General features: G+C 62.9%; 22 protein-coding genes and 5 pseudogenes. 10 read left to right on the top strand and 17 right to left on the bottom strand.

The window, feature by feature from the left end; genetic code table 11:
- Positions 1–220 precede the first annotated feature (220 nt).
- Genes PSH84_RS26900 through PSH84_RS26885 form a run of 4 tightly spaced genes read right to left on the bottom strand, consistent with a single transcriptional unit; the run spans position 221 to position 4,700 of the window.
- Positions 221–1,219: a hydrolase gene (locus PSH84_RS26900; RefSeq protein ID WP_122567813.1), complete on the bottom strand. Its 999-nt coding sequence runs from the start codon at positions 1,217–1,219 to the stop codon at positions 221–223.
- Positions 1,220–1,250: 31 nt separating this feature from the next.
- A complete protein-coding gene (rsmD, locus tag PSH84_RS26895) occupies positions 1,251–1,862 on the bottom strand; it encodes a 16S rRNA (guanine(966)-N(2))-methyltransferase RsmD (protein ID WP_122567412.1) in 612 nt (203 codons plus the stop codon).
- Positions 1,862–3,352, bottom strand: a complete 1,491-nt coding sequence (locus PSH84_RS26890; protein WP_305468758.1) for a M16 family metallopeptidase — start codon at positions 3,350–3,352, stop codon at positions 1,862–1,864. Before PSH84_RS26890 ends, rsmD begins: the two co-directional genes overlap by 1 nt.
- Complete coding sequence (locus PSH84_RS26885; RefSeq protein ID WP_122567410.1) at positions 3,345–4,700, bottom strand: M16 family metallopeptidase; 1,356 nt, start codon at positions 4,698–4,700, stop codon at positions 3,345–3,347. The genes PSH84_RS26890 and PSH84_RS26885 overlap by 8 nt, the downstream gene beginning before the upstream one ends.
- Positions 4,701–5,044: 344 nt before the next feature.
- Here PSH84_RS26885 and ftsY point away from each other — a divergent pair, with 344 nt between their 5' ends.
- The 4 genes from ftsY (at position 5,045) to rpoH (ending at position 9,129) form a co-directional block, all read left to right on the top strand.
- Entirely contained in the window at positions 5,045–6,475 is a 1,431-nt protein-coding gene (gene ftsY / locus PSH84_RS26880) for a signal recognition particle-docking protein FtsY (protein WP_305468757.1), read from the top strand.
- On the top strand, positions 6,472–7,143 hold the full coding sequence (ftsE, locus tag PSH84_RS26875; RefSeq protein WP_003177474.1) for a cell division ATP-binding protein FtsE: 672 nt from the start codon (positions 6,472–6,474) through the stop codon (positions 7,141–7,143). The genes ftsY and ftsE overlap by 4 nt, the downstream gene beginning before the upstream one ends.
- A complete protein-coding gene (ftsX, locus tag PSH84_RS26870) occupies positions 7,140–8,162 on the top strand; it encodes a permease-like cell division protein FtsX (RefSeq protein WP_122567408.1) in 1,023 nt (340 codons plus the stop codon). Before ftsE ends, ftsX begins: the two co-directional genes overlap by 4 nt.
- A gap of 112 nt (positions 8,163–8,274) precedes the next feature.
- Entirely contained in the window at positions 8,275–9,129 is an 855-nt protein-coding gene (gene rpoH, locus PSH84_RS26865) for an RNA polymerase sigma factor RpoH (RefSeq protein WP_003177476.1), read from the top strand.
- Positions 9,130–9,328: 199 nt separating this feature from the next.
- Here rpoH and mtgA read toward each other — a convergent pair whose 3' ends face one another.
- Positions 9,329–10,051, bottom strand: a complete 723-nt coding sequence (gene mtgA / locus PSH84_RS26860; protein WP_122567407.1) for a monofunctional biosynthetic peptidoglycan transglycosylase — start codon at positions 10,049–10,051, stop codon at positions 9,329–9,331.
- Between the two features lie 72 nt (positions 10,052–10,123).
- Between mtgA and PSH84_RS26855 the strand changes: the two are divergent.
- The 4 genes and pseudogenes from PSH84_RS26855 to trmB all read left to right on the top strand — a co-directional run bounded on the left by PSH84_RS26855 (position 10,124) and on the right by trmB (position 12,374).
- Positions 10,124–10,496 (top strand): annotated as a pseudogene (locus PSH84_RS26855) (DUF423 domain-containing protein).
- Between the two features lie 90 nt (positions 10,497–10,586).
- Positions 10,587–10,788: pseudogene (gene thiS, locus PSH84_RS26850) on the top strand (sulfur carrier protein ThiS).
- Positions 10,789–10,842: 54 nt separating this feature from the next.
- A complete protein-coding gene (locus PSH84_RS26845; RefSeq protein ID WP_060740195.1) occupies positions 10,843–11,637 on the top strand; it encodes a thiazole synthase in 795 nt (264 codons plus the stop codon).
- Positions 11,638–11,646: 9 nt separating this feature from the next.
- A pseudogene (gene trmB / locus PSH84_RS26840) lies at positions 11,647–12,374 on the top strand (tRNA (guanosine(46)-N7)-methyltransferase TrmB).
- Positions 12,375–12,518: 144 nt separating this feature from the next.
- On the opposite strand, the gene PSH84_RS26835 reads toward trmB, so the two are convergent.
- From PSH84_RS26835 to PSH84_RS26795, 9 genes are all read right to left on the bottom strand, one after another.
- Complete coding sequence (locus PSH84_RS26835; protein WP_014340681.1) at positions 12,519–12,842, bottom strand: DUF3392 domain-containing protein; 324 nt, start codon at positions 12,840–12,842, stop codon at positions 12,519–12,521.
- 18 nt (positions 12,843–12,860) lie between these two features.
- Entirely contained in the window at positions 12,861–14,060 is a 1,200-nt protein-coding gene (hemW, locus tag PSH84_RS26830) for a radical SAM family heme chaperone HemW (protein WP_305468755.1), read from the bottom strand.
- The gene (gene rdgB, locus PSH84_RS26825; protein ID WP_122567404.1) at positions 14,057–14,653 is read right to left on the bottom strand and encodes an RdgB/HAM1 family non-canonical purine NTP pyrophosphatase; all 597 of its coding nucleotides are present in this window, start codon (positions 14,651–14,653) and stop codon (positions 14,057–14,059) included. Before rdgB ends, hemW begins: the two co-directional genes overlap by 4 nt.
- Complete coding sequence (locus PSH84_RS26820) at positions 14,650–15,084, bottom strand: DUF4426 domain-containing protein (RefSeq protein ID WP_305468754.1); 435 nt, start codon at positions 15,082–15,084, stop codon at positions 14,650–14,652. The genes rdgB and PSH84_RS26820 overlap by 4 nt, the downstream gene beginning before the upstream one ends.
- Before the next feature lie 26 nt (positions 15,085–15,110).
- The gene (gene metW, locus PSH84_RS26815; RefSeq protein WP_305468753.1) at positions 15,111–15,731 is read right to left on the bottom strand and encodes a methionine biosynthesis protein MetW; all 621 of its coding nucleotides are present in this window, start codon (positions 15,729–15,731) and stop codon (positions 15,111–15,113) included.
- A gap of 7 nt (positions 15,732–15,738) precedes the next feature.
- Positions 15,739–16,878, bottom strand: a complete 1,140-nt coding sequence (metX, locus tag PSH84_RS26810) for a homoserine O-succinyltransferase MetX (RefSeq protein WP_095962437.1) — start codon at positions 16,876–16,878, stop codon at positions 15,739–15,741.
- Between the two features lie 216 nt (positions 16,879–17,094).
- Positions 17,095–17,685 carry a YggT family protein gene (locus PSH84_RS26805; RefSeq protein ID WP_305482034.1) on the bottom strand — a complete coding sequence of 197 codons (591 nt, stop codon included), beginning with the start codon at positions 17,683–17,685 and terminating at the stop codon, positions 17,095–17,097.
- A 10-nt stretch (positions 17,686–17,695) separates the two neighbouring features.
- Positions 17,696–18,514 carry a pyrroline-5-carboxylate reductase gene (gene proC / locus PSH84_RS26800; protein ID WP_122567399.1) on the bottom strand — a complete coding sequence of 273 codons (819 nt, stop codon included), beginning with the start codon at positions 18,512–18,514 and terminating at the stop codon, positions 17,696–17,698.
- 35 nt (positions 18,515–18,549) lie between these two features.
- Positions 18,550–19,236, bottom strand: a complete 687-nt coding sequence (locus PSH84_RS26795) for a YggS family pyridoxal phosphate-dependent enzyme (RefSeq protein WP_122567398.1) — start codon at positions 19,234–19,236, stop codon at positions 18,550–18,552.
- 53 nt (positions 19,237–19,289) lie between these two features.
- Here PSH84_RS26795 and PSH84_RS26790 point away from each other — a divergent pair.
- Positions 19,290–20,325, top strand: a pseudogene (locus PSH84_RS26790) (type IV pilus twitching motility protein PilT).
- A gap of 150 nt (positions 20,326–20,475) precedes the next feature.
- On the opposite strand, the gene PSH84_RS26785 reads toward PSH84_RS26790, so the two are convergent.
- A complete protein-coding gene (locus PSH84_RS26785) occupies positions 20,476–21,087 on the bottom strand; it encodes a C40 family peptidase (RefSeq protein ID WP_122567396.1) in 612 nt (203 codons plus the stop codon).
- Between the two features lie 250 nt (positions 21,088–21,337).
- On the opposite strand from PSH84_RS26785, the gene PSH84_RS26780 reads away from it, so the two are divergent.
- Positions 21,338–21,766: an NINE protein gene (locus PSH84_RS26780; protein WP_305468752.1), complete on the top strand. Its 429-nt coding sequence runs from the start codon at positions 21,338–21,340 to the stop codon at positions 21,764–21,766.
- Between the two features lie 124 nt (positions 21,767–21,890).
- Here the strand turns inward: PSH84_RS26780 and PSH84_RS26775 are convergent.
- Both PSH84_RS26775 and PSH84_RS26770 read right to left on the bottom strand, forming a co-directional pair.
- Positions 21,891–23,160, bottom strand: a pseudogene (locus PSH84_RS26775) (dihydroorotase).
- Entirely contained in the window at positions 23,157–24,161 is a 1,005-nt protein-coding gene (locus PSH84_RS26770; RefSeq protein ID WP_003177495.1) for an aspartate carbamoyltransferase catalytic subunit, read from the bottom strand. The pseudogene PSH84_RS26775 and the gene PSH84_RS26770 overlap by 4 nt, the downstream one beginning before the upstream one ends.
- Positions 24,162–24,168: the final 7 nt, after the last annotated feature.

The raw sequence follows: 24,168 nt of genomic DNA, 5'->3' as shown, positions 1-24,168 counted from the left end.
GTGTGTCAGACAACTTCAATGTCGCTGCCCCACCGCTATCGCGAGCAAGCTCGCTCCCACAGGGGATTCTTAGTGAGCATCCACTCCGCGAACACCCCGGAAAAAACTGTGGGAGCGAGCTTGCTCGCGATGGCGGTGGGTCAGTCAACCTCAATGTCGCTGTCCCACCGCTATCGCGAGCAGGCTCGCTCCCACAGTGATTTTTGTTGTCTGCGAATCGTCAGCCGCGCCCCAGGCTGGCCAGCCAATCAGGGATCCGCCGCTCCAGGTAATACCCCGGGCGCCGCAGGGTTCCGTCGACAAAACCCACATGCCCGCCCCGGGCATGCAGTTCAAGTTGGGTCGAGGCGGATAACTCGCCGGGTTCGGGCAGGCTGTGGGGAAATACAAAAGGATCGTCGGCGGCCTGGATGACCAGGGTCGGCGTGCTGATGCCCGCCATGAAATAGCGGCTGGAGGCGCGGCGGTAGTAGTCCGCCGCGTCGGAGAACCCGTGCAGCGGCGCCGTCACCCGGCCGTCAAAGTCCCAGAAGGTGCGCATGTTCTCCAGCGGGCCAAGCGCCGACAGGGTCGCCAGGCCTTCGTGGCGTCCGTCGTGCTGGAACCGGCGTTGCTTGTTGCGCACATAGGTCACCAGCTGTCGCATGAAGTGCGCCTGGTAGAACTTGGAAAATCCCTGGCCGATGCGATCGGCGCACTGGTCGAGGCGAAACGGTACCGAGACCGCCACCGCGCCTTGCAACTGGCTGTCGCGGCCGGCTTCCCCCAAGTGCTTGAGCAACACATTGCCGCCCAGTGAATAACCCACCGCAAACAGCGGCGCCAAGGGCCGTCGGGCACGCAAGTGGGCAATGGCGGCGGCCAGGTCTTCGCTGACGCCCGAGTGATAGCTGCGGGGTAGCAGGTTCGGCTCGCCCGAGCATCCGCGCCAGTTCAAGGCCGCGCTGGCCCAGCCCTGGCGACCGAGTGCCTGCTGCAACCCGGCCACGTAAGGCGAGTTGGAAGAGCCGGTCAGCCCGTGCAACACCAACACCAGCGGCGCCTCGGCGCTGTGTGGGCCGTGCCAGTCGAGGTCGAGGAAATCACCGTCTTCCAGCCACAGGCGCTCGCGTTGGCGCTCGATGTGGGTGGTCTGGCGCCATAACGGGCCCCATAAGGTCTGCAGGTGCGGGTTGCCAAGGCCCGGAGCAGGGACGAAACGTTCAGATGCGGCGGACATCATTATTATTCTCGATGCACGGGGCAGCCGTTCAGCCCATGTCCTTTGTCAGACGCTGCCACAACGCGTAATACACCCGTCCTGATTTCTGCTCGCGGTGCAAGCGCCAGTTGCCCGGCAAGCCCAGGGTGGACGGGGCGGTCTCGCTTTCAGTGTAGACCCAGGCATCCTCGGCCAGCCACTGACGTTCCTCGAGCAAGGCGCAGACGGTCGGCAACAGGTTCTGGTTGAAAGGCGGGTCGAGGAACACCAGGTCGAAAGGCGTCGCCGGTTGGCTGTCCAGGTAGCGCAGTGCGTCGGCGGTTTGCACCTGACCGACGGTGCAACGCAGGGTGCCCAGGTGTTCCTTCAGGCTGGAGACCGCCAGGTTGCTGGCGTCCAGCGCCTGGCCCATGGCGGCGCCACGGGACAGGGCCTCGAGAAACAGCGCGCCGCTGCCGGCGAACGGGTCGAGCACCCGGGCGCCTGCCACGTAGGGCGCGAGCCAGTTGAACAGGGTTTCCCGCACGCGGTCAGGGGTGGGGCGCAACCCTGGGGCATCCGGGAAGCTCAGGCGCCGGCTGCGCCATTCGCCGCCGATGATGCGCAACTGGTTCACACCGTTGTGCACGGGTTTCTTGCTGGAATTCGATGGGCGGGCCATTAGTGCTCCGGAACCCCGAGCGGCTGCTCGGCAGGTTTGTCAGTAGGGGGCGGCAACGGCTTTTGCGGCACGCTCGGGCCGGCGGTGACGATGACCATTTTATCGGTACTCAGGTGTTTGTTCAGCGCGGCCTTGACCTGCTCGACCGTCAGTTCCTGGGATTGGCGCATGAAGTCTTCCAGGTAGCTGAGCGGCAAGTCATAGAAGCCCATGGCGCCGAGCTGGCCGACGATGTCGGCATTGCTGGCGGTGGACAGCGGGAAACTGCCGGCCAACTCACGCTTGGCGTCATCGAGTTCTTTCTGGGTCGGACCGTTCTTGAGGTAGTCGGCGAACACGTCCTGCACCAGTTTCAAGGTGCCCTCGCTCATCTCGGCACGGGTTTGCAGGTTGATCATGAACGGGCCGCGGGCCTGCATCGCCGTGAAGCCGGAGTACACGCCGTAGGTCAGGCCGCGTTTTTCGCGAACTTCAGTCATCAGTCGCGTGCCGAAGCCACCGCCGCCGAGGATCTGGTTGCCCAGGGACACCGCGGCATAGTCCGGATCGTCGCGGTCGATGCCCAGTTGCGCGAGCATCAGGTTGGTCTGCTTGGACGGGAACTCGATGTGCCCGATGCTCGCTTTCGGTTCTACCGGTGGCGGGGTTTTCGCCAGGGCCGGGCCCTTGGGCAGGGCGGCGGACACCTGGTTGGCAATCGTTTCGGCTTCGGCGCGGGACAAATCCCCCACCAGCGCAATCACTGCGTTGCCGGCAGCGTAGGCCTTGGCGTGGAAAGCGCGGGCCTGGGCCAGAGTGATCGGTGGGATGCTGTCGGCGGTGCCGTCGCTGGAGTGGGCATAAGGATGCTCGCCGTACAGGCGCTTCATCAGTTCCAGGCCCGCCAGTTTGCCGGGGTTCTGTTTCTGGTACTCGAAACCGGCCAGCATCTGGTTCTTGATCCGGGCGAAGGAGTCGGCGGGGAAGGTCGGTTTGCCGACGACTTCGGCGAACAGCTTCAAGGCCGGTTCACGCTTGTCGGCTGCGCTGAGACTGCGCAGGGACGCTACGGCCATGTCCCGGTAGGCACCGTTGCCGAAGTCCGCGCCGAGGCTTTCGAAACCTTGGGCGATGGCGCCGACGTCCTTGCCGGCCACGCCTTCGTTGAGCATGGCGTTGGTCAGCAGGGCGAGGCCGGGGGCGTCGCCGTCCTGGCTGCTGCCGGCGGCGAAGGTCAGGCGCAGGTCGAACATCGGCAATTCCCGGGCTTCGACGAACAGCACCTTGGCGCCGTCAGCGGTTTTCCAGGTTTGTACGTCGAGCTGGCGCCGGCTGGGCGCCTTGTCGTCCAGTTCGGCCAACGATTGCAGCTTATTGCCGGACTTGGCCTTGTCCAATGCCTGGCTGGCGTCGGAGTTGCTCGACGGCGACAGGTAAAAGGCCAGGGCGCAGGCCAAGGCGAGCAAAACCAGGCCGATCAGCACCAGGCGCGATGATTTGCGCTCATTCATGAGCTTTCTCCTCGGGCAGGACGTGCGCAACGCTCAGGCGCGAGCGGGTGAAATACAGCTGGGCTGCCTTCTGGATGTCTTGCGGGGTCACGCTTTGCAGTTCAGCGAGCTCTGTGTCCATCAGCTTCCAGGACAAGCCGACGGTTTCCAGCTGGCCGATGGCGGTGGCCTGGCTGGTGATCGAGTCGCGCTCATACACCAGGCCGGCGATGACCTGGGCGCGCACGCGTTCCAGTTCGTCGGCGGTCGGGGCAGTGGTTTTCAACTGCTCAAGCAAGCGCCACAAACCTGCTTCGGCCTGGGCGAGGGTTTTGTTTTTCTGCGTGTTGGGTGTCGCCGACAAGGTGAACAGCGTGTCGCCGCGGGTGAAGGCGTCGTAGTTCGACGAGCCGCCGGACACCAACTCCTCGCCGCGCTCCAGTTGGGTTGGGATCCGGCCGCTGTAGCCGCCGTCCAGCAGGGCTGAGATCAGCCGCAGCGCGTTGACCGACGTCTTGTCCGTCGCGGTGGCGATGCTCGGCACGTTGAAGGCCAGCATCACGCTGGGCAGTTGGGTCTGCACATGCAGGGTGATCTGGCGCTCGCCGGGTTCGGCCAGCTCCAGGGGGATTTTCGCCACCGGCACCGCGCGCCGGGCAATCGGGCCGAAATAGCGCTGGGCCAGGGACTTGACCTCGTCCGGTGTCACGTCGCCGACCACCACCAGGGTCGCGTTGTTCGGGGTGTACCAGGACTCGTACCAGTGGCGCAGTTCCTCGACGGTCATCCGGTCCAGGTCGGCCATCCAGCCAATGGTCGGCGTGTGGTAGCCGCTGGCCGGGTAAGCCATGGCCTTGAAGCGCTCGTAGGCCTTGGACATGGGCTTGTCGTCGGTGCGCATGCGGCGCTCTTCCTTGATCACCTCGATCTCGCGGCTGAACTCCTCCGGCGGCAGGCGCAGGCTGGCCATGCGGTCGGCTTCCAGCTCGAAGGCCACGCCCAGGCGGTCGCGGGCCAGCACCTGGTAGTAGGCGGTGAAATCGTCGCTGGTGAAGGCGTTCTCTTCGGCACCGAGGTCGCGCAGGATCAGCGACGCTTCGCCGGGGCCGACTTTTTCACTGCCCTTGAACATCATGTGCTCAAGGGCGTGGGACAAACCGGTCTGGCCTGGCGTCTCGTAGCTGGAACCCACCTTGTACCAGACCTGGGAGACCACCACCGGCGCACGATGGTCTTCGCGCACGACGACCTTCAGGCCGTTGTCGAGGGTGAATTCATGGGTGGGTTGTGGGTCGGCAGCCAAGGCTGAAAGAGGCAGACAAACTGTGCTGAGCAGCAGGCCTGCGGCGCGGCGGGCAAGAGCATTCATTCGTGTTTAAACCTGTTGGGTTGCCTGCTAGGTCTTAGCCTCAGCAGGCGAGGAGGTGCTAGGATACTGATCCGTTTTACTGGCGGCCACGCCTATCGGGCCTTTTATCGGCCCGGGGTTGTCTGGGTTCTCCGGAGAAACGCTGGGTTTGCTCGTTGATCCCGGCGTTTTCGCCGATGATGCCGTACCAGTCCTTCGAAAAAATCGACTTTGAGGCGTCCTGGGGACGCTTCGACAAAATGTTGCGCGTGAACAAGCTGGATGAAACGCAGTCTGTTCAGCATTGAATATTTATCACCGAGGCGCCCTCGTGGCGCGTCGCTACCGTGAGATAGCCGTCCTCCATGTTTGGTTCCAACGACGACAAGAAGACCCCAGCTGCGGCTGGCGAGAAAAAAGGCCTGTTCGGATGGCTGCGCAAGAAGCCGCAGGAAACCGTCGTCGAACAGCCACAAGCGCTGCCTGAGCCCGCCGCCGAAGCGGTGGAAGAGGACGCCGCGCCAATCATCCTGCCGATTGCCGAACCGATCCTGCAACCGGTCGCCCCTGAGCCTGTGGCCGAACAGCCGCTGACCCCGCCCGTCGAATCCACTCCCTGGCTGACCCTGCCGGTTGCAGAAGAGCCGGTGGCGCTGGTCGAAGACGAGCAAGCCGCGCATATCACCCCACCGATTCCGGCCGCGACACAACCTGTCGTGGTACAGGGTGTGGCGCCGATTGCCGAGGCCTCGACGGTTGTCATTGCACCTGTCGCTTCGCAGTCCGCCCCTGAACCTGAACCAGAACCCGCTCCGGTTGAAGCTTTGGTCCCAGTCGAGCCGGCCCGCACGGCTGAAGAGAACAAAGTCGGCTTCTTCGCCCGTCTCAAGCAGGGCCTGTCCAAGACCAGCGCCAGCATCGGCGAAGGCATGGCCAGCCTGTTCCTGGGCAAGAAAGTCATCGATGACGAATTGCTGGAAGACATCGAGACCCGCCTGCTCACCGCCGATGTCGGTGTCGAGGCGACCTCGGTGATCATCCAGAGCCTGACCCAAAAGGTTGCTCGCAAGCAACTGACCGACGCCGACGCGTTGTACAAATCCCTGCAAGGCGAGTTGACCAACATGCTCAAGCCGGTGGAACAACCACTGGTGATCACCTCGCAGAACAAACCATTCGTGATTCTGGTGGTGGGCGTCAACGGCGCCGGCAAGACCACCACCATCGGCAAGCTGGCCAAGAAGCTGCAACTCGAAGGCAAGAAAGTCATGCTGGCTGCCGGCGACACCTTCCGCGCCGCCGCGGTCGAACAGCTGCAAGTGTGGGGCGAGCGCAACAAGATCCCGGTGATCGCCCAGCACACCGGCGCCGACTCCGCTTCGGTGATCTTCGACGCGGTGCAGGCGGCCAAGGCCCGTGGCATCGATGTGCTGATCGCCGACACGGCCGGTCGTCTGCACACCAAAGACAACCTGATGGAAGAATTGAAGAAGGTACGCCGGGTGATCGGCAAGCTCGACGCCGATGCGCCTCACGAAGTGCTGCTGGTGCTGGACGCCGGTACCGGCCAGAACGCCATTAACCAGGCCAAGCAATTCAACCAGACCGTCGAACTGACCGGGCTGGCTCTGACCAAGCTCGACGGCACCGCCAAGGGCGGGGTGATTTTCGCCCTGGCCAAGCAGTTCGGCCTGCCCATTCGCTACATCGGCGTGGGCGAAGGCATTGACGATTTGCGCACCTTTGAAGCCGAGCCCTTTGTCCAGGCACTGTTTGCCGAACGGGAGCACTCATGATTCGTTTCGAACAGGTCGGTAAACGCTATCCGAACGGTCACGTCGGCTTGCATGAGCTGAGCTTTCGGGTCCGTCGGGGCGAGTTTCTGTTTGTCACCGGCCATTCCGGCGCCGGTAAAAGTACCTTGCTGCGCCTGCTGCTGGCGATGGAGCGGCCTTCCACTGGCAAACTGCTGCTGGCCGGCCAGGACCTGAGCACCATCAGCAATGCCCAGATCCCCTACCTGCGGCGGCAGATCGGTGTAGTGTTCCAGAATCACCAGTTGCTGTTCGACCGCACGGTGTTCAACAACGTGGCGTTGCCGTTGCAGATCCTTGGCCTGTCCAAGGCCGAGATCATCAAGCGGGTGGACTCGGCCCTGGAGCGCGTGGCCCTGTCGGACAAGACCGACCTGTATCCGGGCGACCTGTCCACCGGCCAGCAACAGCGCGTCGGCATCGCCCGCGCCATCGTCCATCGCCCGGCCTTGCTGCTGGCGGACGAACCCACTGGTAACCTCGACCCGCGCCTGGCGGCGGAAATCATGGGCGTGTTCGAAGACATCAACCGTCTGGGCACCAGCGTGCTGATCGCCAGTCACGACCTGGCGTTGATCGCGCGCATGCGTCACCGCATGCTCACGTTGCAGCGCGGACGCCTGATTGGTGACGGGGAGGCCGGCGTATGAGTGCTACTCGCAGCCCGAAAGTGGCCGAACGCGTGGCCCCGAAGGCCTCCGATCCGCAGCCGCAAAAGAAAAAACGCGACGATGACGACGGCCCGGACTTCGCCACGCTGCTGCGCGCCTGGATCGAAAGCCATCGCGCCAGCCTGCTGGACAGCCTGCGGCGCCTGGGCAAGCAACCCATCGGCAGCTTCTTTACCTGCATGGTGATGGCGGTTGCCTTGAGCCTGCCTATGGGCCTGTCATTATTGCTGAATAATGTGGAGCGCCTGGGCGGCTCCTGGCAGCGCGCGGCGCAGATTTCCCTGTACCTGCAGATGGACGCCAGCCCCGGCGAAGGCCAAGCGTTGCGTGAGCAGATCAAGGCCATGCCGGGCGTGGCCGAAGCCGAGTACATCGGCCGCGAGCAGGCGCTGGAAGAGTTCCAGCAACAGTCCGGCCTGGGCGACGCCCTCAAGGAGCTGCCGGAGAACCCGCTGCCGGGCGTGGTGCTGGTGACGCCGAACGAGGTCGACAAGCCCGCCCTTGAAGCATTAAGACAAAGACTTTCCGAGTTGCCGAAGGTACAACAGGCGCAACTTGATCTAGTCTGGGTCGAGCGTCTTGCGGCGATCCTCAAGCTCGGCGACCGGTTTGTCTTCGGTCTGACGGTGCTGCTGGTTTCTGCATTACTTTTGGTGATAGGCAATACCATTCGTCTTCATATTGAAAACCGCCGCACCGAGATAGAAGTGATTAAACTCGTCGGCGGTACGGACAGTTATGTACGCAGGCCCTTCCTTTATATGGGGGCGCTGTATGGCTTCGGTGCCGGGATTCTGTCCTGGGGCGTATTGGCGTTTGGCCTGGACTGGCTGAACGATGCGGTAGTGGGGCTGGCCGGTTTGTACGGCAGTGATTTTTCGCTGGCCGGAGTGCCAGTCGCCGACGGTCTGTCGCTCTTGCTTGGCGCGGTGCTGTTGGGTTATATCGGTGCATGGATTGCGGTCGCACGCCACTTGCGTGAGCTTGCGCCAAAATAGGGTTTTTTGCGCGTATTGACCTTTCGGTTTTTGTGGGAACTTGTCTTAGGGTTCCCGGTCAATTTTCGCAGTGCTGAACTGCACGAGTTATGTGAGTCGGAGGTTTTTTCGTATGACCACTTCTTTGCAACCTGCTTATGCTCTGGTCCCGGGTGCGAACCTGGAGGCCTATGTGCACACGGTGAACAGCATTCCATTGCTGACGCCCGAGCAGGAGCGTGAACTGGCCGAGAGTCTCTATTATGAGCAGGATCTTGAGGCGGCTCGGCAGATGGTGCTCGCCCACCTGCGTTTTGTCGTACATATCGCCCGCAGCTATTCCGGCTACGGGCTGGCCCAGGCCGACCTGATCCAGGAAGGCAACGTCGGCCTGATGAAAGCGGTCAAGCGTTTCAACCCGGAAATGGGCGTGCGCCTGGTGTCGTTTGCGGTGCACTGGATCAAGGCGGAAATCCACGAGTTCATCCTGCGCAACTGGCGCATCGTGAAAGTCGCGACCACCAAGGCCCAGCGCAAGCTGTTCTTCAACCTGCGCAGCCAGAAGAAGCGTCTGGCCTGGCTGAACAACGAAGAAGTCCATCGCGTGGCTGAAAGCCTGGGTGTAGAGCCTCGGGAAGTGCGCGAGATGGAAAGCCGCCTGACGGGCCATGACATGGCCTTCGACCCGGCTGCCGAAGCGGACGACGACAGCGCTTTCCAATCGCCGGCCAACTACCTGGAAGACCACCGGTACGACCCGGCGCGTCAACTGGAAGACGCCGACTGGAGCGACAACTCCAACACCAACCTGCACGAAGCCTTGGAAGTGCTGGACGAACGCAGCCGCGACATCCTCTACCAGCGCTGGCTGGCCGAGGAAAAGGCCACGCTGCACGACCTCGCGCAGAAGTACAACGTGTCGGCAGAGCGGATTCGCCAACTTGAGAAGAGCGCGATGAACAAGCTCAAGGTGTCGATTGCGGCTTGACCTGCGATAGCGGCAACAAAAAACGCCCCGATCAGTGATGATCGGGGCGTTTTTGTGTGCGCTCAATCTCGGATTCGCCGCAGACCCCCTGTGGGAGCGAGCTTGCTCGCGATGGCGGCTTATCATTCAATATCGATGCTGCCTGACCCTCCGCCATCGCGAGCAAGCTCGCTCCCACAGTTGAATGTCGGTGTTTGGTCTACTGCGCCCAAGGCGCCCGCCGCGCATGATCGAGCCCCAGCAAATAACTGTCGCCTCCCAACTGGCTCATCTGCTGGCGAATCCAGCCCGCCCGCCGTAGCACGTAGGGGCTCGGCCGGCTGGCGCTCCATTTGCGCGGGTTGGGTAATACCGCCGCCAGCAGGCTGGCCTGTTGCCGGGACAAGGCGTCGGCGCTGGTGCGGAAATGATGCCGTGCCGCCGCTTCCGCCCCGAACACACCGTCATCCCACTCGACGCTGTTGAGGTACACCTCAAGGATCCGCTGCTTGGGCCAGAACACTTCGATCAGCGCGGTGAACCAGGCCTCCAGCCCTTTGCGCAGCCAGCTGCGGCCCGACCACAGGAACAGGTTTTTGGACACTTGCTGGCTGAGAGTGCTGGCGCCGCGAATCGAACCGCCACGGCCATTGTGGGCGAAGGCGGCCTGGATCGCGCCGATGTCGAAGCCCCAGTGCTCGGGGAATTTCTGGTCTTCGCCAGCGATCACTGCGACTTTGAGGCTGTCGGAGATCTGGTCCCAAGGCTGCCAGGTGCGTTGCAGGTCGATCGGTTCACCGCCGAACCAGGATTCAACCTTGCGCTCGATCATCAACGCCGTGAACGGCGGCGGCACCACGCGAAACAGCAGCACCAGCACAACGCTGCCGACGGCGAACCAGAGCAGGGCTTTAAGGAATCGTCGAAACAATGTACGCAGCATAGAGATGGCTTGGCCGAACCCGTCGAGCGGGCCATTATACAGACCCTGTCCACCGAGTCTGCTGGTGTTCCCATGTTGCGTAGCTTTCTGATGCTGGCGGCTTTCTTCGGTTTCACGGGCGTGGCGCTGGGTGCATTCGCCGCCCATGGCCTGAAAAACCGCCTGAGCGCCGATTACCTGGCGATTTTCCACACCGGCGTCACCTACCAACTGGTGCACACCCTGGCGTTGCTGGGCGTTGCGCTGCTGGCCACGCACATTCCCGGGCGCATCGTCACTTGGGCCGGAATTTCCTTTGTCATCGGCATCCTGTTGTTCTCCGGCAGCCTGTACCTGCTGACGCTCACGGGCATCAGCAAGCTGGGCATCATCACTCCGTTGGGTGGCGTGGCGTTCCTGATCGGCCTGGTTGTGCCTGGGGCTTGCCGCCTGGCGGCTGGGCTGACCTGCCGGTCCATTTCATGACGAATGGCTTGGGTCACCCAGACTGATCGGGCTAGAATGCCAGCCCCTAAAAATGATGACGGCATCCGGCATGCGCATTCAGTTGAACGGCGAACCCCCTTGAACTGCCCGACGGTGAAACCGTTGCGGCCCTGCTGACCCGTCTGGAACTTACCGGACGCCGCGTCGCGGTGGAGCTCAATCTGGATATCGTCCCGCGCAGCCAGCACGCCGAAACCACGTTGAACGATGGCGACAGCGTCGAAGTGGTCCACGCCATCGGCGGTGGCTAGTCGCCTCGGTTTCGCAGCATTTCGCAAGAACCTCACCCCAACAGAGGATTTCCCATGAGCATCGTTCGTAGCGACAAGCCCTTCGTCCTGGCCGGTCGTACCTACCAGTCGCGCTTGCTGGTAGGTACCGGCAAATACCGCGACATGGAAGAAACCCGCCTGGCCATCGAGGCCTCGGGCGCCGAGATCGTGACCGTCGCCGTGCGCCGGACCAACATCGGCCAGAACCCGGGCGAACCGAACCTGCTGGATATCCTGCCGCCGGATCGCTACACCATCCTGCCGAACACTGCCGGCTGCTTCGACGCCATCGAGGCCGTGCGCACCTGCCGCCTGGCCCGTGAGCTGCTCGACGGCCACAATCTGGTGAAGCTGGAAGTACTGGCGGACCAGAAAACCCTGTTCCCCAACGTGATCGAAACCCTCAAGGCCGCCGAAACCCTGGTCAAGGAAGGTTTCGACGTGATGGTCTACACCAGCGATGACCCGATCATCGCCCGTCAATTGGCGGAAATCGGCTGCATCGCGGTCATGCCGCTGGCCGGCCTGATCGGCACTGGCCTGGGGATCTGCAACCCGTACAACCTGCAGATCATCCTGGAAGAAGCCAAGATCCCGGTGTTGGTGGATGCCGGTGTCGGTACCGCCTCCGACGCCACCATCGCCATGGAGCTGGGTTGCGAAGCGGTGCTGATGAACTCTGCCATCGCCCATGCGCAGCAGCCGGTCCTGATGGCCGAAGCCATGAAGCACGCCATCGTCGCCGGTCGCCTGGCGTACCTGGCCGGCCGCATGCCGAAAAAACTTTACGCCAGCGCCTCCTCGCCGCTGGATGGTCTGATCAAGTAAGAGCCATTGATGACTGAATCGAACGACACGCCGGTCCTGCCGGAAGACGGCGAAGAGCGCCAGCACCGCCGCATCAAGAGTTTCGTGATGCGCGCCGGGCGCATGACTGAAGGCCAGCAGCGCGGCCTGGAGCAGGGCGCGCCTTTATTCGTCCTGCCCCTGGCCGACGCACCGGTGGATTTTGACCAGGTCTTCGGCCGCTCGGCTCCGCGCTCGCTGGAAATCGGCTTCGGTATGGGCCACTCGTTGCTGGAAATGGCCGCCGCTGCGCCGGAGCAGGATTTCATCGGCGTGGAAGTCCACCGTCCCGGCGTCGGTGCGTTGCTCAACGGCGTGCTGACTCAAGGGCTGACCAACCTGCGGGTCTACGATTGCGACGCCATCGAAGTGCTCAACCGCTGCGTGGCCGACAACAGTCTTGACCGGTTGATGCTGTTTTTCCCGGATCCTTGGCACAAAAGCCGGCACCACAAGCGCCGTATCGTCCAGGCATCGTTCGCTGAACTGGTGCGCAGTAAATTGAAGGTCGGCGGTGTGCTGCACATGGCCACCGACTGGGAACCCTACGCCGAGTACATGCTGGAAGTGATGAACGTCGCCCCGGGTTATCGCAACCTGGCCGAAGACGGCAAGTGCGTGCCACGACCGCCGCCGAACGGCCGATCACCAAGTTCGAGCGCCGTGGCGAACGGCTTGGGCATGGGGTTTGGGATTTGAAGTTCGAGAAGGTGGCTTAAACACCGAAGCCCCTGCTGAAACGGGATCCCCTGTGGGAGCGAGCTTGCTCGCGATGGCGGCATGACAGTCAACATTGATGTTGGATGTTATGGCCTCATCGCGAGCAAGCTCGCTCCCACAGTTGTTTTGTGATGGCTGTCGGATCAGCGCCGATCCGCCACCACGCCAATCAACACCAGCACCACCAACAACACCGGCGCCAGGCTGTAGTTGTTGAACTGGCTCAAGCCCCTGACGATCCACGGCGTGGCATAGATCAGCGCGGCGCCGCTGCCGATCATGCACAGCAGGGCGATCAACGGGACGCGCAAGGCGCCGGCGATGCTGCCCAGGCGTTGTTCGACCCAGCCCTTGATGTCGGCACCAAACAGCACCAGCAGGCAGCCTACCAATGCCAGGGAGATTTCCGACAGGTTGCTGCGGCTCCAGCGGGATACGGTGGCCAGCAGGTCGAGTACCAGATCCATTCGATTTCCTTGTGTTGATCAGCTCAGAAATGTCTGTAGCAAGTCATTGAGAAACAACTGTCCGCGCTCGGTGGCCGCCAGACGTGTCGGTTCGACCTGCAACAACCCGCTTTGTTCGGCCTCGCGCCGGCCTTTGGCCAGGCTTTGCAGGGGCAGCCCGGTGCGTTCCGGGTACAGCCGCGCTTCCACGCCCGCAGTCAGGCGCAGCGCGTTCATCAGGAACTCGAACGGCAGTTCTTCATTGGCCAGGGTTTTCTCGCCTGCCTGGAAGCTTTTGGCCGGGTTGAGATAGTCCTTGGGCAGGCGGGTCTTCCAGGTGCGCACGATGCGCCCGTCCGGATGGCTGAGCTTGCCGTGGGCGCCGGCGCCGATGCCAATAAAGTCGCCGAAGCTCCAGTAATTGAGGTTATGTCGCGCCGCCCGATCGGGCTGGGCGTAGGCCGAGACTTCGTATTGAGCGTAGCCGTGTTCGGCCAGCAAGGCTTGCCCGGCTTCCTGGATGTCCCACAGCGTGTCGTCTTCGGGCAAGGTCGGCGGCTGGTTCCAGAACACCGTGTTCGGCTCCAACGTCAACTGGTACCAGGACAGGTGGGTCGGTTTCAAGGCGATGGCTTGGCGCAGGTCGCTCAAGGCGTCGTCGAGGGACTGATCGGGCAGCCCATGCATCAGGTCCAGGTTGAAGTTGTCGAACCCGGCTTGTCGGGCCATGCCAGCGGCGCGCACCGCCTCGTCACCGTTATGGATCCGGCCCAGGGCTTCGAGCTTGGCCTGCTGGAAGCTCTGGATGCCAATGGACAGGCGATTGATGCCCAAGGCCCGGTAAGCGACGAATTTTTCTTGTTCAAACGTGCCGGGGTTGGCTTCCAGGGTGATTTCAATGTTCTGGGCGAACGGTATCCGTGCCTCGACACCTTTGAGCAACCGCCCCAGGGCCTGGGCACTGAACAGGCTTGGAGTGCCGCCACCGAAAAAGATCGAGCTCAACGGGCGACCGTAAACCGCGTGCAAATCCTGGTCGAGGTCGGCCAGCAGGGCGTCGACGTATTCCTCTTCCGGCAGTTGCGGGCTGGCGGTGTGGGAGTTGAAGTCGCAATACGGGCATTTGCGCACGCACCACGGGATGTGGACGTACAACGCCAGGGGCGGCAGCACCGGCAGTGGCGCCCGAGGCGTTTGTACACCGCCATGGATCAGCGGTGCGGGAGCGTCGTCGATCATTGCAGGCCCAGGCGTTGACGCAGCAGGGCCATGGCGCGGGCGCGGTGGCTCAGTTGGTTCTTTTCCACCGGCCCCAGCTCGGCGCTGGAGCAATCGCGCTCCGGCACCCAGAACAACGGGTCATAGCCAAAACCGTGCTCGCCGCTGGCTTCGGTGAGAATGCGCCCGGGCCACAGGCCTTCGCAGAGGATCGGCAACGGATCGTCGGCGTGGCGCACCAGGGCCAGCACGCACACGAACTGCGCGCCACGCTCGGCTTCGGGCACATCCTTGAGGGCGTCGAGCAGCTTGGCGTTGTTCGCCGCGTCACCTTTGCCATCAGCGTAACGGGCCGAGTAAATGCCCGGTGCGCCGCCGAGGAAGTCCACGGCCAGCCCGGAATCGTCGGCCAGCGCCGGCAGGCCCGAGATGCGCGCGGCATTACGGGCCTTGAGGATGGCGTTCTCGACGAACGACAGGCCGGTCTCTTCCGGTTCCACCTGGCTGAATTCGCCAATCGAGCGCAACTGCACCGACCCGCCGAGCATGGCCTGCAGTTCCTTGAGTTTGCCGGCGTTGTGGCTGGCCAATACGAGTTGGGTAAGGTTGATCATTGGCCCGGGAACAGTTCCTGGTTGAAGTTGAGGGTGTTGATCTTGTCGCCGGTTTGCACCTCGATTTCGAAGGTCCGGACTTCCTGTTGTTCCACCGGGTACTGGGCGATGTAGTAGATCGCGCCTTGCTCAATCACTTGCTTGAATTTCAGCGGGACGGAGCTGCTGGTGAGATCCTTGACCGAGCCGCTGACTTGAGCCATCAGAGGCTTGCCGCCCTTGATCACCGAAACATTGATCACGCCTTGATTCTTGCCGCGAGTCAGCTCGGCTGCCTTGGCAATGTCCGGCGTCAGGAAGGTGGAATTGAAGGTGTTGTAATGCACGGTGATATCACCGAATTTTTCCATCCGCTCGGCCTTGATGACATCGGCGGCCAAGGCGCCAACGCTCAGGCAAGCGGTGATGAGAAACAACGCTAGACGTTTCATGTCGTGCTCCTGGTAAGGCCGGGGGCTCACACCGCGACCTGATGATCGGCAAGGCCTGGGCTGCTGACCCGATAGATGCCTATTTCACCTAACAGATTAGGCCATAGCTTGCTGGCCCACCCGTGGCGGTGCTGCTGGTCCACGGCCAGGCGATCGATGACTTTGGCTTCACGTTCGCGGCACAGCGCTTCGAAATCCTCGAAGGTACAGAAGTGGATGTTCGGCGTGTTGTACCAGGTGTAGGGCAGGAAATCCGAGACCGGCATGCGGCCCTTGCTCGCCAGGTACCAGCGGCAGCGCCAGTGGCCGAAGTTGGGGAAGGTGATGATGCACTGGCGCCCGACCCGCAGCATTTCGTCGAGGATCTTGTCCGGGTAGTGCACCGCTTGCAGGGCCTGGGTCATGACCACGATGTCGAAGCTGTTGCTGGCGAAGTTGCCCAGGCCCTTGTCCAGGTCCTGCTCGATCACGTTGATGCCCTTGGCCACGCATTCGGCGATGTTGTCCGGGTCGTTTTCCAGGCCGTAGCCGGTGACTTGCTTGTTGTCTCGCAGCCAGGTCAGCAGTTCGCCGTTGCCGCAGCCCAGGTCGAGCACGCGGCTGCCGGCGGGGATCCATTCCTGGATGATGTCCAGATCGGCTCTCATGGCGTCCTCACAGCGTTATACGGTTCATGTAGTTGCCGAACGCCTGCAGGTAGCGCGGGATCGGGATCAAAAAGGCGTCGTGGCCCTGGGGCGCGTCGATTTCCAGGTAGCAGACGTCCTTGCGCGCGGCCATCAGCGCGTCCACCAGCTCCCGCGAGCGCGCCGGGGAGAAGCGCCAGTCGGTGGTGAACGACATCACACAGAATTTGGCGGTGGCATTGGCGAAGGTTTTCGCCAGGTTATCGTCGAAGTTCGCCGCCGGATCGAAGTAGTCCAGCGCCTTGGTCATCAACAGGTAGGTGTTGGCGTCGAAACGCCCGGAGAACTCTTCACCCTGATAGCGCAGGTAGCTCTCGACCTGGAACTCGACGCTGTGGAAGTCGTAGTTGAGCTTTTCGCTCTTGAGGCCACGGCCGAATTTCTCGCCCATGGAGTCGTCGGACAGGTAGGTGATGTGCCCGACCATCCGCGCCAGCATCAACCCGCGCTTGGGGATCACGCCGTGTTCCTGGAACGAACCGCCGTGGAATTCCGGGTCGGTGAGGATCGCTTGGCGCGCCACTTCGTTGAAGGCGATGTTCTGCGCCGACAGCTTGGGGGCCGAGGCGATTGCCAGGCAATGACGCACGCGGTCCGGGTAGGTGATGGTCCATTGCAGGGCTTGCATGCCGCCCAGGCTGCCGCCGATCACGGCGGCCCACTGGCCGATACCGAGGCGGTCGGCCAGGCGCGCCTGGCTGTGGACCCAGTCTTCCACGGTCAGCACCGGGAAATCGGCGCCGAAGGGCTTGCCGGTGTCCGGGTTGAGGCTGCTGGGGCCGGTGGAACCGTTGCAGCCGCCCAGGTTGTTCAGGCTGACCACGAAGAACTTGCTGGTGTCGATGGGCTTGCCCGGGCCGATGCAACTGTCCCACCAGCCGGGCTTGCGGTCGTCGACGCTGTGGTAGCCGGCGGCGTGGTGATGCCCCGACAAGGCGTGGCAGATCAGCACGGCATTGCTCGCCGTGGCATTGAGGGTGCCGTAGGTTTCGTAGATCAGGTCATAGGCTGGCAACGAACGGCCGCAGGCCAGGGCCAGGGGCTCGCTGAAATGCGCCGTTTGCGGCGTCACCAGACCAACGGAATCGGGGGGAAAGGCAGCTGGCATCGACCCTGCTCGCGTTGAAATGAGGCGTAAGTCTAAAGACCGCTGTGGCGGGCGGCAAGCAAAGGGCGGCGCTGATTGTCCGCCCGGCGCAAACCCCGTGGGAGCAAGGCTTGCCCGCGATGAGGACGATGCGGTCTTCCAGGGACCGAGGTGCCTGTTTCGCGAGCAAGCTTTGCTCCCACATAGATCGGTGCTGACCGATCAGGAGGGTGTGGATCAGATCAGCAGCCGCAGGATCTCCGGCATCATGGTCATCGCCGCCAGGTTGTTGATCACCAGCATATCGATCAGCTTGAACACCATGAACGCCAGGATCGGCGAGATATCCAGGCCGCCGAGGTTCGGCACGATGCGGCGGAACGGCGCCAGGGCCGGCTCGCAGATCTGGTTCACCAGCTCTGCACCCGGGTTATGGCTACCCGGCGCGACCCACGAAAGGATCACGCTGATGATCAGGGCGAAGAAGAAAATCTTCAGGAACAGCGCGGTCACGCCAATGATCGACCAGATCAGCAATTGCAGCGGGTTGCCGGTGGTGCCGTAGGTCAGCAGCAGGGTCAGGGCCATCAGCGCCAGTTGCACGAGGATCGCCAGGACCAGCGACGACATGTCCAGGCCGAACAGGCTCGGGATGATCCGGCGCAGCGGCTTGAGCAGCGGCTGGGTAGCCTTGACGATGAACTGGCAGAGCGGGTTGTAGAAGTTGGCACGTACCAGTTGCAGCACGAAGCGCAGCAGCACGATCAGCAGGTACAGGCTGCCGAGGGTTTGCAGCACGTAGACCGCTGCAGTGTTCAATCCAATCATGAATGGCTCCTTATTGGCCCAGTTGTTCGGCCATTTCGGCCGAGCGGTGCGCGGCGGCGCCGAGTGCTTTTTCCACCAGAGCTTCGAAGCCCCCGGCCTGGAACGATTTGATGGCCGCTTCGGTGGTGCCGGCCGGCGAGGTCACGCGGCGACGCAACTCGGCCGCATCGACGTCGCTGGACACCGCCATGTGCGCGGCGCCGAGGGCGGTCTGCAAGGTCAACTGGGCGGCGGTTTCCCGGGTCAGGCCAAGCTTTTCGCCAGCGGCGGTCATGGCTTCGATCAGCAGGAAGAAGTACGCCGGGCCCGAGCCGGAGACGGCGGTGACCGCGTCCAGTTGCTGTTCGGTGTCCAGCCACAGGGCCAGGCCGACGGCGGACAGCAGCGTTTCGGCCTGCTGGCGTTGTGCGGTGGACACTTGGGCCGTGGCGAACAGGCCGCTGACGCCCTGGCGCAGCAGCGCCGGAGTGTTGGGCATGCAACGTACGATCGGCTGCTCGCCGAGCCAGTTGTTCATGCTGGCGCAGGTGATGCCAGCGGCAATCGACACCACCAGTTGATGGGGTTTGAGGCTCGGACGCAGGGCCTCGCAGACGCTTTTCATCGCTTGCGGCTTGACCGCCAGCACGATGACGTCGGCGCCGTCGATGGCCTGGGCGTTGTCGGCAAAGGTTTCGATGCCGTGTTCGGCACTCACTCGGTTGCGGGTCTCTTCACCCGGATCGCTGGCGCGGATCAGCGAAGCGTCCAGGCCCTTGGCCCGCAGGCCGCCGATCAGGCTGGCGGCCATGTTGCCGGCGCCGATGAAGGCAATACGCGTGTTGCTCATGACAGGTCCTTATAAAGAGATGAGTCGGCCATGGTTCAGGATTGACCGTAGTCGCGGGCGCCAAACAGGGCAGTACCGATGCGCACCCAGGTGGCGCCCTGGGCAATGGCCGACTCGAGGTCGTGGCTCATGCCCATGGAAAGCGTGTCCAGCGGCAGTGCCAGGCTGGCTTGCAGGCGTTGAACGGCGGCAAAGGCGGCATCCTGCGCGGCACGCTCTTCGGTGGGTTCGGGAATCGCCATCAGCCCACGCAGCTTCAAGCGTGGCAAAGCGCTGATGGCGCTGGCCAGGGCGGGCAGGTCCGCCGGGGTGCAGCCGGATTTGCTGGCCTCACCACTGACGTTGACCTGGATACAGATGTTCAGCGGCGGCAACTCGGCCGGGCGCTGCTCGGACAGGCGCTGTGCAATTTTCAAGCGATCCACGGAATGCACCCAGTCGAAGTGTTCGGCGATAGCGCGCGTCTTGTTCGATTGAATGGGGCCGATGAAGTGCCAGATCAAGGGCAGGTCGGTCAATTCGACCTGTTTGCCCAGGGCCTCTTGCAGGTAGTTCTCGCCGAAGTCCCGCAGGCCGGTGGCATAAGCCTCACGCAGGGCCTGGGCGGGCTTGGTCTTGCTCACGGCCAGCAGTTGGACGCTGCCTTCGGCACGCCGGGCGGCCTGCTCCGCAGCGCGGATGCGCGAACTAACCTGAGCGATGTTGTCTGCTATCGTGGACATAAAGAAGCGCCAGCGGTGAGGTTCGCGGCATTCTACTGGAATTGAGGAGCGCTATGGATATCACTGAGTTACTGGCGTTCAGCGCCAAGCAGGGGGCGTCGGACCTGCATCTGTCCGCCGGCCTGCCGCCGATGATCCGCGTGGATGGCGATGTGCGGCGGATCAACCTGCCGGCGCTGGACCACAAGCAGGTCCATGAGCTGATCTACGACATCATGAACGACCGGCAACGGGTGGATTACGAAAAGTTTCTGGAGACCGACTTTTCCTTCGACGTGCCGGGCGTAGCGCGATTCCGGGTCAACGCCTTCAATCAGAATCGCGGCGCGGGGGCGGTGTTCCGGACCATTCCGTCGAAAGTCCTGACCATGGAAGACCTGGGGATGGGCGAGGTGTTTCGCAAAGTGACCGAGTCGCCGCGCGGGCTCGTGCTGGTGACCGGGCCGACCGGTTCGGGCAAGTCCACCACCCTGGCGGCCATGATCGACCACCTCAACAGCCACAAGCACCATCACATCCTCACCATCGAAGACCCTATCGAATTCGTTCACGAACCGCGCAAATGCCTGATCAACCAGCGCGAGGTGCACCGCGACACCCAAGGTTTCTCCACGGCCCTGCGTTCAGCCCTGCGGGAGGACCCGGACGTGATCCTGGTGGGCGAGATGCGCGACCTGGAGACCATCCGCCTGGCGCTGACCGCCGCCGAAACCGGGCATCTGGTATTCGGCACCTTGCACACCACATCGGCGGCCAAGACCATCGACCGGGTGGTGGACGTGTTCCCCCGGCGACGAGAAATCCATGGTTCGCTCGATGTTGTCGGAGTCGTTGCAGGCGGTGATTTCCCAGACGCTGATCAAGAAGATCGGCGGCGGCCGGATCGCGGCGCATGAAATCATGCTGGGGACCTCGGCCATCCGTAACCTGATCCGTGAAGACAAGGTGGCGCAGATGTACTCGTCGATCCAGACCGGCGGCTCGCTGGGGATGCAGACGCTGGATATGTGTTTGAAGGACTTGGTGAACAAAGGGTTGATCAGTCGCGAACATGCCCGGGAGCGGGCGCGTACGCCGGATAACTTCTAGGGAGTTTGCAGCGTTTTTGCGGGTCCCATCGCGAGCAAGCTCGCTCCCACATTTGGTCCGAGGTGTTCACAAATTATGTGACCACTGAAGATCAAATGTGGGAGCGAGCTTGCTCGCGATGGGGCAGTCAGCCGCGACACAAATACCAGATCAGCGCTGAACCACGCGCAGTGCACCCGGTTCTTTCGGCAGAACTCGCTTGGCGACCACGTAATGAGTGTTCCAGTACGGCTTGTTCAGCGTGTCGATGGTCACCGACTTGCCGCGGCGCGGGGCGTGGATGAAGCGGTCGTTGCCCAGGTAGATGGCCACGTGGTTGACCCGGCGGCTCTTGAGCTTGAAGAAGATCAGGTCGCCAGGCTTGAGGTCCTTGCGCTCGACTTTCTCGCCATGGCCGGCGGCCATCGCGTTGGACGTGCGCGGCAGGTCGAACGTGGCGTCGTTGAACGCGTATTTCACCAAACCACTGCAATCGAAACCTTTACTTGGGCTGCTGCCGCCCCAACGATAGGGTGTGCCGAGTACATTCACGGCGCGGCTCAGGACATTGCTGGTCGTCTTGGTCGCCATGGGTGGCACCAGTCGGCTGCGGGCGGTGCTCACGCGCTGGACGCTTTGCTTGTTCTTGCTCGAAGGAGCAGAAACATGGGATTTCGGGGTATAGCCGTTGACGTTGGGAAGACGTTGCTCACGATTGGTGGCGTGGGCGGCCAGGGGCAATAATAGGCAGATGGTTAGCCATGTCTTGAAAAATGGACGCATTAGGCAGGGCTCTTAAAGGTTAGCGCGCAACTTTATAACAGCTTTTTTTGCGATTCCGAGGCCGTTTGTCGATTCGAAACCTGGCGCCAACCCCCCATAATTGCGACAAGTTGACCCGATTGTCCGACAGAAGCCAGACACCACGGGGGTTTCCTTGGTTCAAAGTCGCTCAGGACCGCTTGTCGGCGAGACACAAAAAAGTCACAAAAAGTCCGAACAAATTTTTCTATCGAGGCAAAAGAGGCCATTCATGAACAGCTATCAGCAGGACGCAATCCGCGATACCCACAGCAAAGTCATTGGCTACCTGCTGTGGATTTTCGGTTTCACCGGCGCTCACCGCTTCTATTACGGCAAGCCGGTCACGGGTACGATCTGGTTCTTCACCTTCGGCCTGATGGGCATAGGTTGGCTGATCGACCTGTTCCTGATCCCGGCCATGGATCGCGAAGCGGACCTGCGTTTTACCCCAGGGCCGATCGAGTACAGCGTGGCGTGGATTCTGCTGACGTTTCTCGGGGTGTTGGGCGTACACCGGATGTATCAGGGCAAATGGCTCAGCGGGATTATCTACCTGCTGACCGGCGGGGTGTTTTTCCTTGGGGTGCTGTATGACTTCTGGACGCTGAACGATCAGGTCTCGATTGGGAATGCGCAGAAACGTGGGGCGTTCCAGTAAGACCGAGTCGCCTGCATCGCGAGCAAGCTCGCTCCCACACTGGATCGAGGTGTTCACAGATCATGTGGTTCACCGAAGATCCCCCTGTGGGAGCGAGCTTGCTCGCGATAGGAGCGGCGCGGTATCAGGCCTGGTGAGTAATCCGCCCATCCATCAAGGTGTAGCGCACCACCCCCGGCAGGCTGTGGCCGAGGAACGGGCAGTTGTCGCCCTTGGAACGCCAAGCTTCACCGGCCACGGTGGACGCGGCTGGGTCGAACAGCACGAGATCCGCTGCCGCGCCAACCGCCAGTCCCCGCCGGCAATTGCAGCGCCTGGGCCGGGCCGGCGCTCAGGCGCGCCAGCAAGGTCGGCAGGTCCAGCAAGCCATCCTCCACCAGCGTCAGGGCCAGCGGCAGCAGCAGTTCGACGCTGCTGATGCCAGGCTCGGTGGCGCCGAACGGGGCCAGCTTGGCATCGCGTTCGTGGGGTTGGTGATGGCTGGAGATGGCCGAGATCACCCCGGACTTCACTGCCTCGCGCAAGCCGTCGCGGTCGGCGCGGGTGCGCAGCGGCGGCTGGACGTGGTAGACGCTGTTGAAGTCGATCAGCGCTTCGTCGGTCAGGATCAACTGGTACAGCGCCACATCGGCGGTCACCGGCAAGCCACGAGCCTGGGCCTGGGCGATCAGCGCCGCGCCGCGGGCACTGGTCAGTTGGCTGAAGTGGGCGCGCACGCCGCTTTGTTCCACCAACAGCAGGTCCCGGGCCAGGGCCACGGTCTCGGCGGTTTCCGGAATGCCCGGCAGGCCGAGGAAACTGGCGGTCGGGCCTTCGTGGGCCAGGCCACCTTCGGCCAGGTCGTGGTCCTGGGAGTTGAAGATCACTGTCAGGCCGAAGGTCGCCGCGTACTCCAGGGCGCGGCACAGGGTACGGGTGTTGCGGAAACTGTTCAGGCCGTTGCCGAACGCCACACAACCGGCGTCACGCAGGGCGATGAGCTCGGCCAATTGCTCGCCGTCGAGGCCTTTGCTCAGTGCGCCAATCGGGAAGACCTTGGTGTTGCCGGCTTCGCGGGCGCGGTCGAGGATCAGTTCGGCCACGGCCGAGGTGTCCAGCACCGGTTTGGTCTGCGGCGGGCAGCACAGGCTGGTCACGCCACCGGCAGCGGCGGCCCGGGTTTCGCTGACGATACTGCCTTTGCGGCTGTAGCCCGGTTCGCGCAGGGCGACGTTCAGGTCTACCAGGCCGGGAGCGGCCACCAGGCCTTGGGCGTCGAGGATGTCGACCGCGACAAAACCCGTCGGTGCCGCGCCAAGGGCGACGATCTTGCAGGCATCGATATGAATGTCGGTCACTTGATCCAGGCCACTGGCTGGATCGATCACGCGTGCGCCGAGAATGCTGAGCTTCACTGGGCGTTCTCCTGGTCGAATTGGCGCTGGGCCGTTTGCCCGCTCATGGCCATGGACAGTACGGCCATGCGGATGGCGATGCCGTAGGTCACCTGGTTGAGGATCACCGAGTGCGGCCCGTCGGCCACCGCCGACTCGATCTCCACGCCGCGGTTGATCGGCCCCGGGTGCATGACGATGGCATCCGGCTTGGCCCCGGCCAGGCGCGCCGTGGTCAGGCCGAACAGGCGGTAGAACTCGCCTTCGCTGGGCAGCAGGCCGCCGGTCATGCGCTCGCGTTGCAGGCGCAGCATGATCACCACGTCGACATCCTTGAGGCCTTCGGTCATGTCGGTGTAGACCTTCACGCCGTATTGCTCGACGCCGATGGGCAGCAGGGTTTTCGGCGCGATCACGCGGATGTCCGGGCAGCCAAGGGTCTTGAGGGCCAGCATGTTCGAGCGGGCCACCCGCGAGTGCAGGATGTCGCCGACGATGGCCACCGACAGGTTCTCGAAGCTGCCCTTGTGCCGACGGATGGTCAGCATGTCGAGCATGCCCTGGGTCGGGTGGGCGTGACGGCCGTCGCCGCCGTTGATGATCGCCACTTGCGGGCACACGTGCTCGGCAATGAAGTGCGCAGCGCCGGAGTCGCCGTGACGCACGACGAACATGTCGGCGGCCATGGCTTCGAGGTTGCGCAGGGTGTCGAGCAGGGTTTCGCCCTTGCTCGCCGAGGACGTGGACACGTTGAGGGTGATCACGTCCGCCGACAGGCGCTGGGCCGCCAGTTCGAAGGTGGTGCGGGTGCGGGTGGAGTTTTCGAAGAACACGTTGCACACGGTCTTGCCGCGCAGCAACGGGACTTTCTTCACCGCCCGGGCGCCGACTTCGAGGAACGAGTCGGCAGTGTCGAGGATTTCCGTCAGCAGCTCGCGGCGCAGGCCGTCGAGGGACAGGAAGTGCCGCAGCTGGCCCTGATCGTTGAGCTGCAGCGGGCGCTTGGTTTCGAGAGGCGTCATCGCGATG

It is taken from the genome of Pseudomonas beijingensis (assembly GCF_030687295.1).
Taxonomy (GTDB): Bacteria; Pseudomonadota; Gammaproteobacteria; order Pseudomonadales; family Pseudomonadaceae; genus Aquipseudomonas; species Aquipseudomonas beijingensis.
This window is presented reverse-complemented; position numbering and strand designations above follow the sequence as displayed.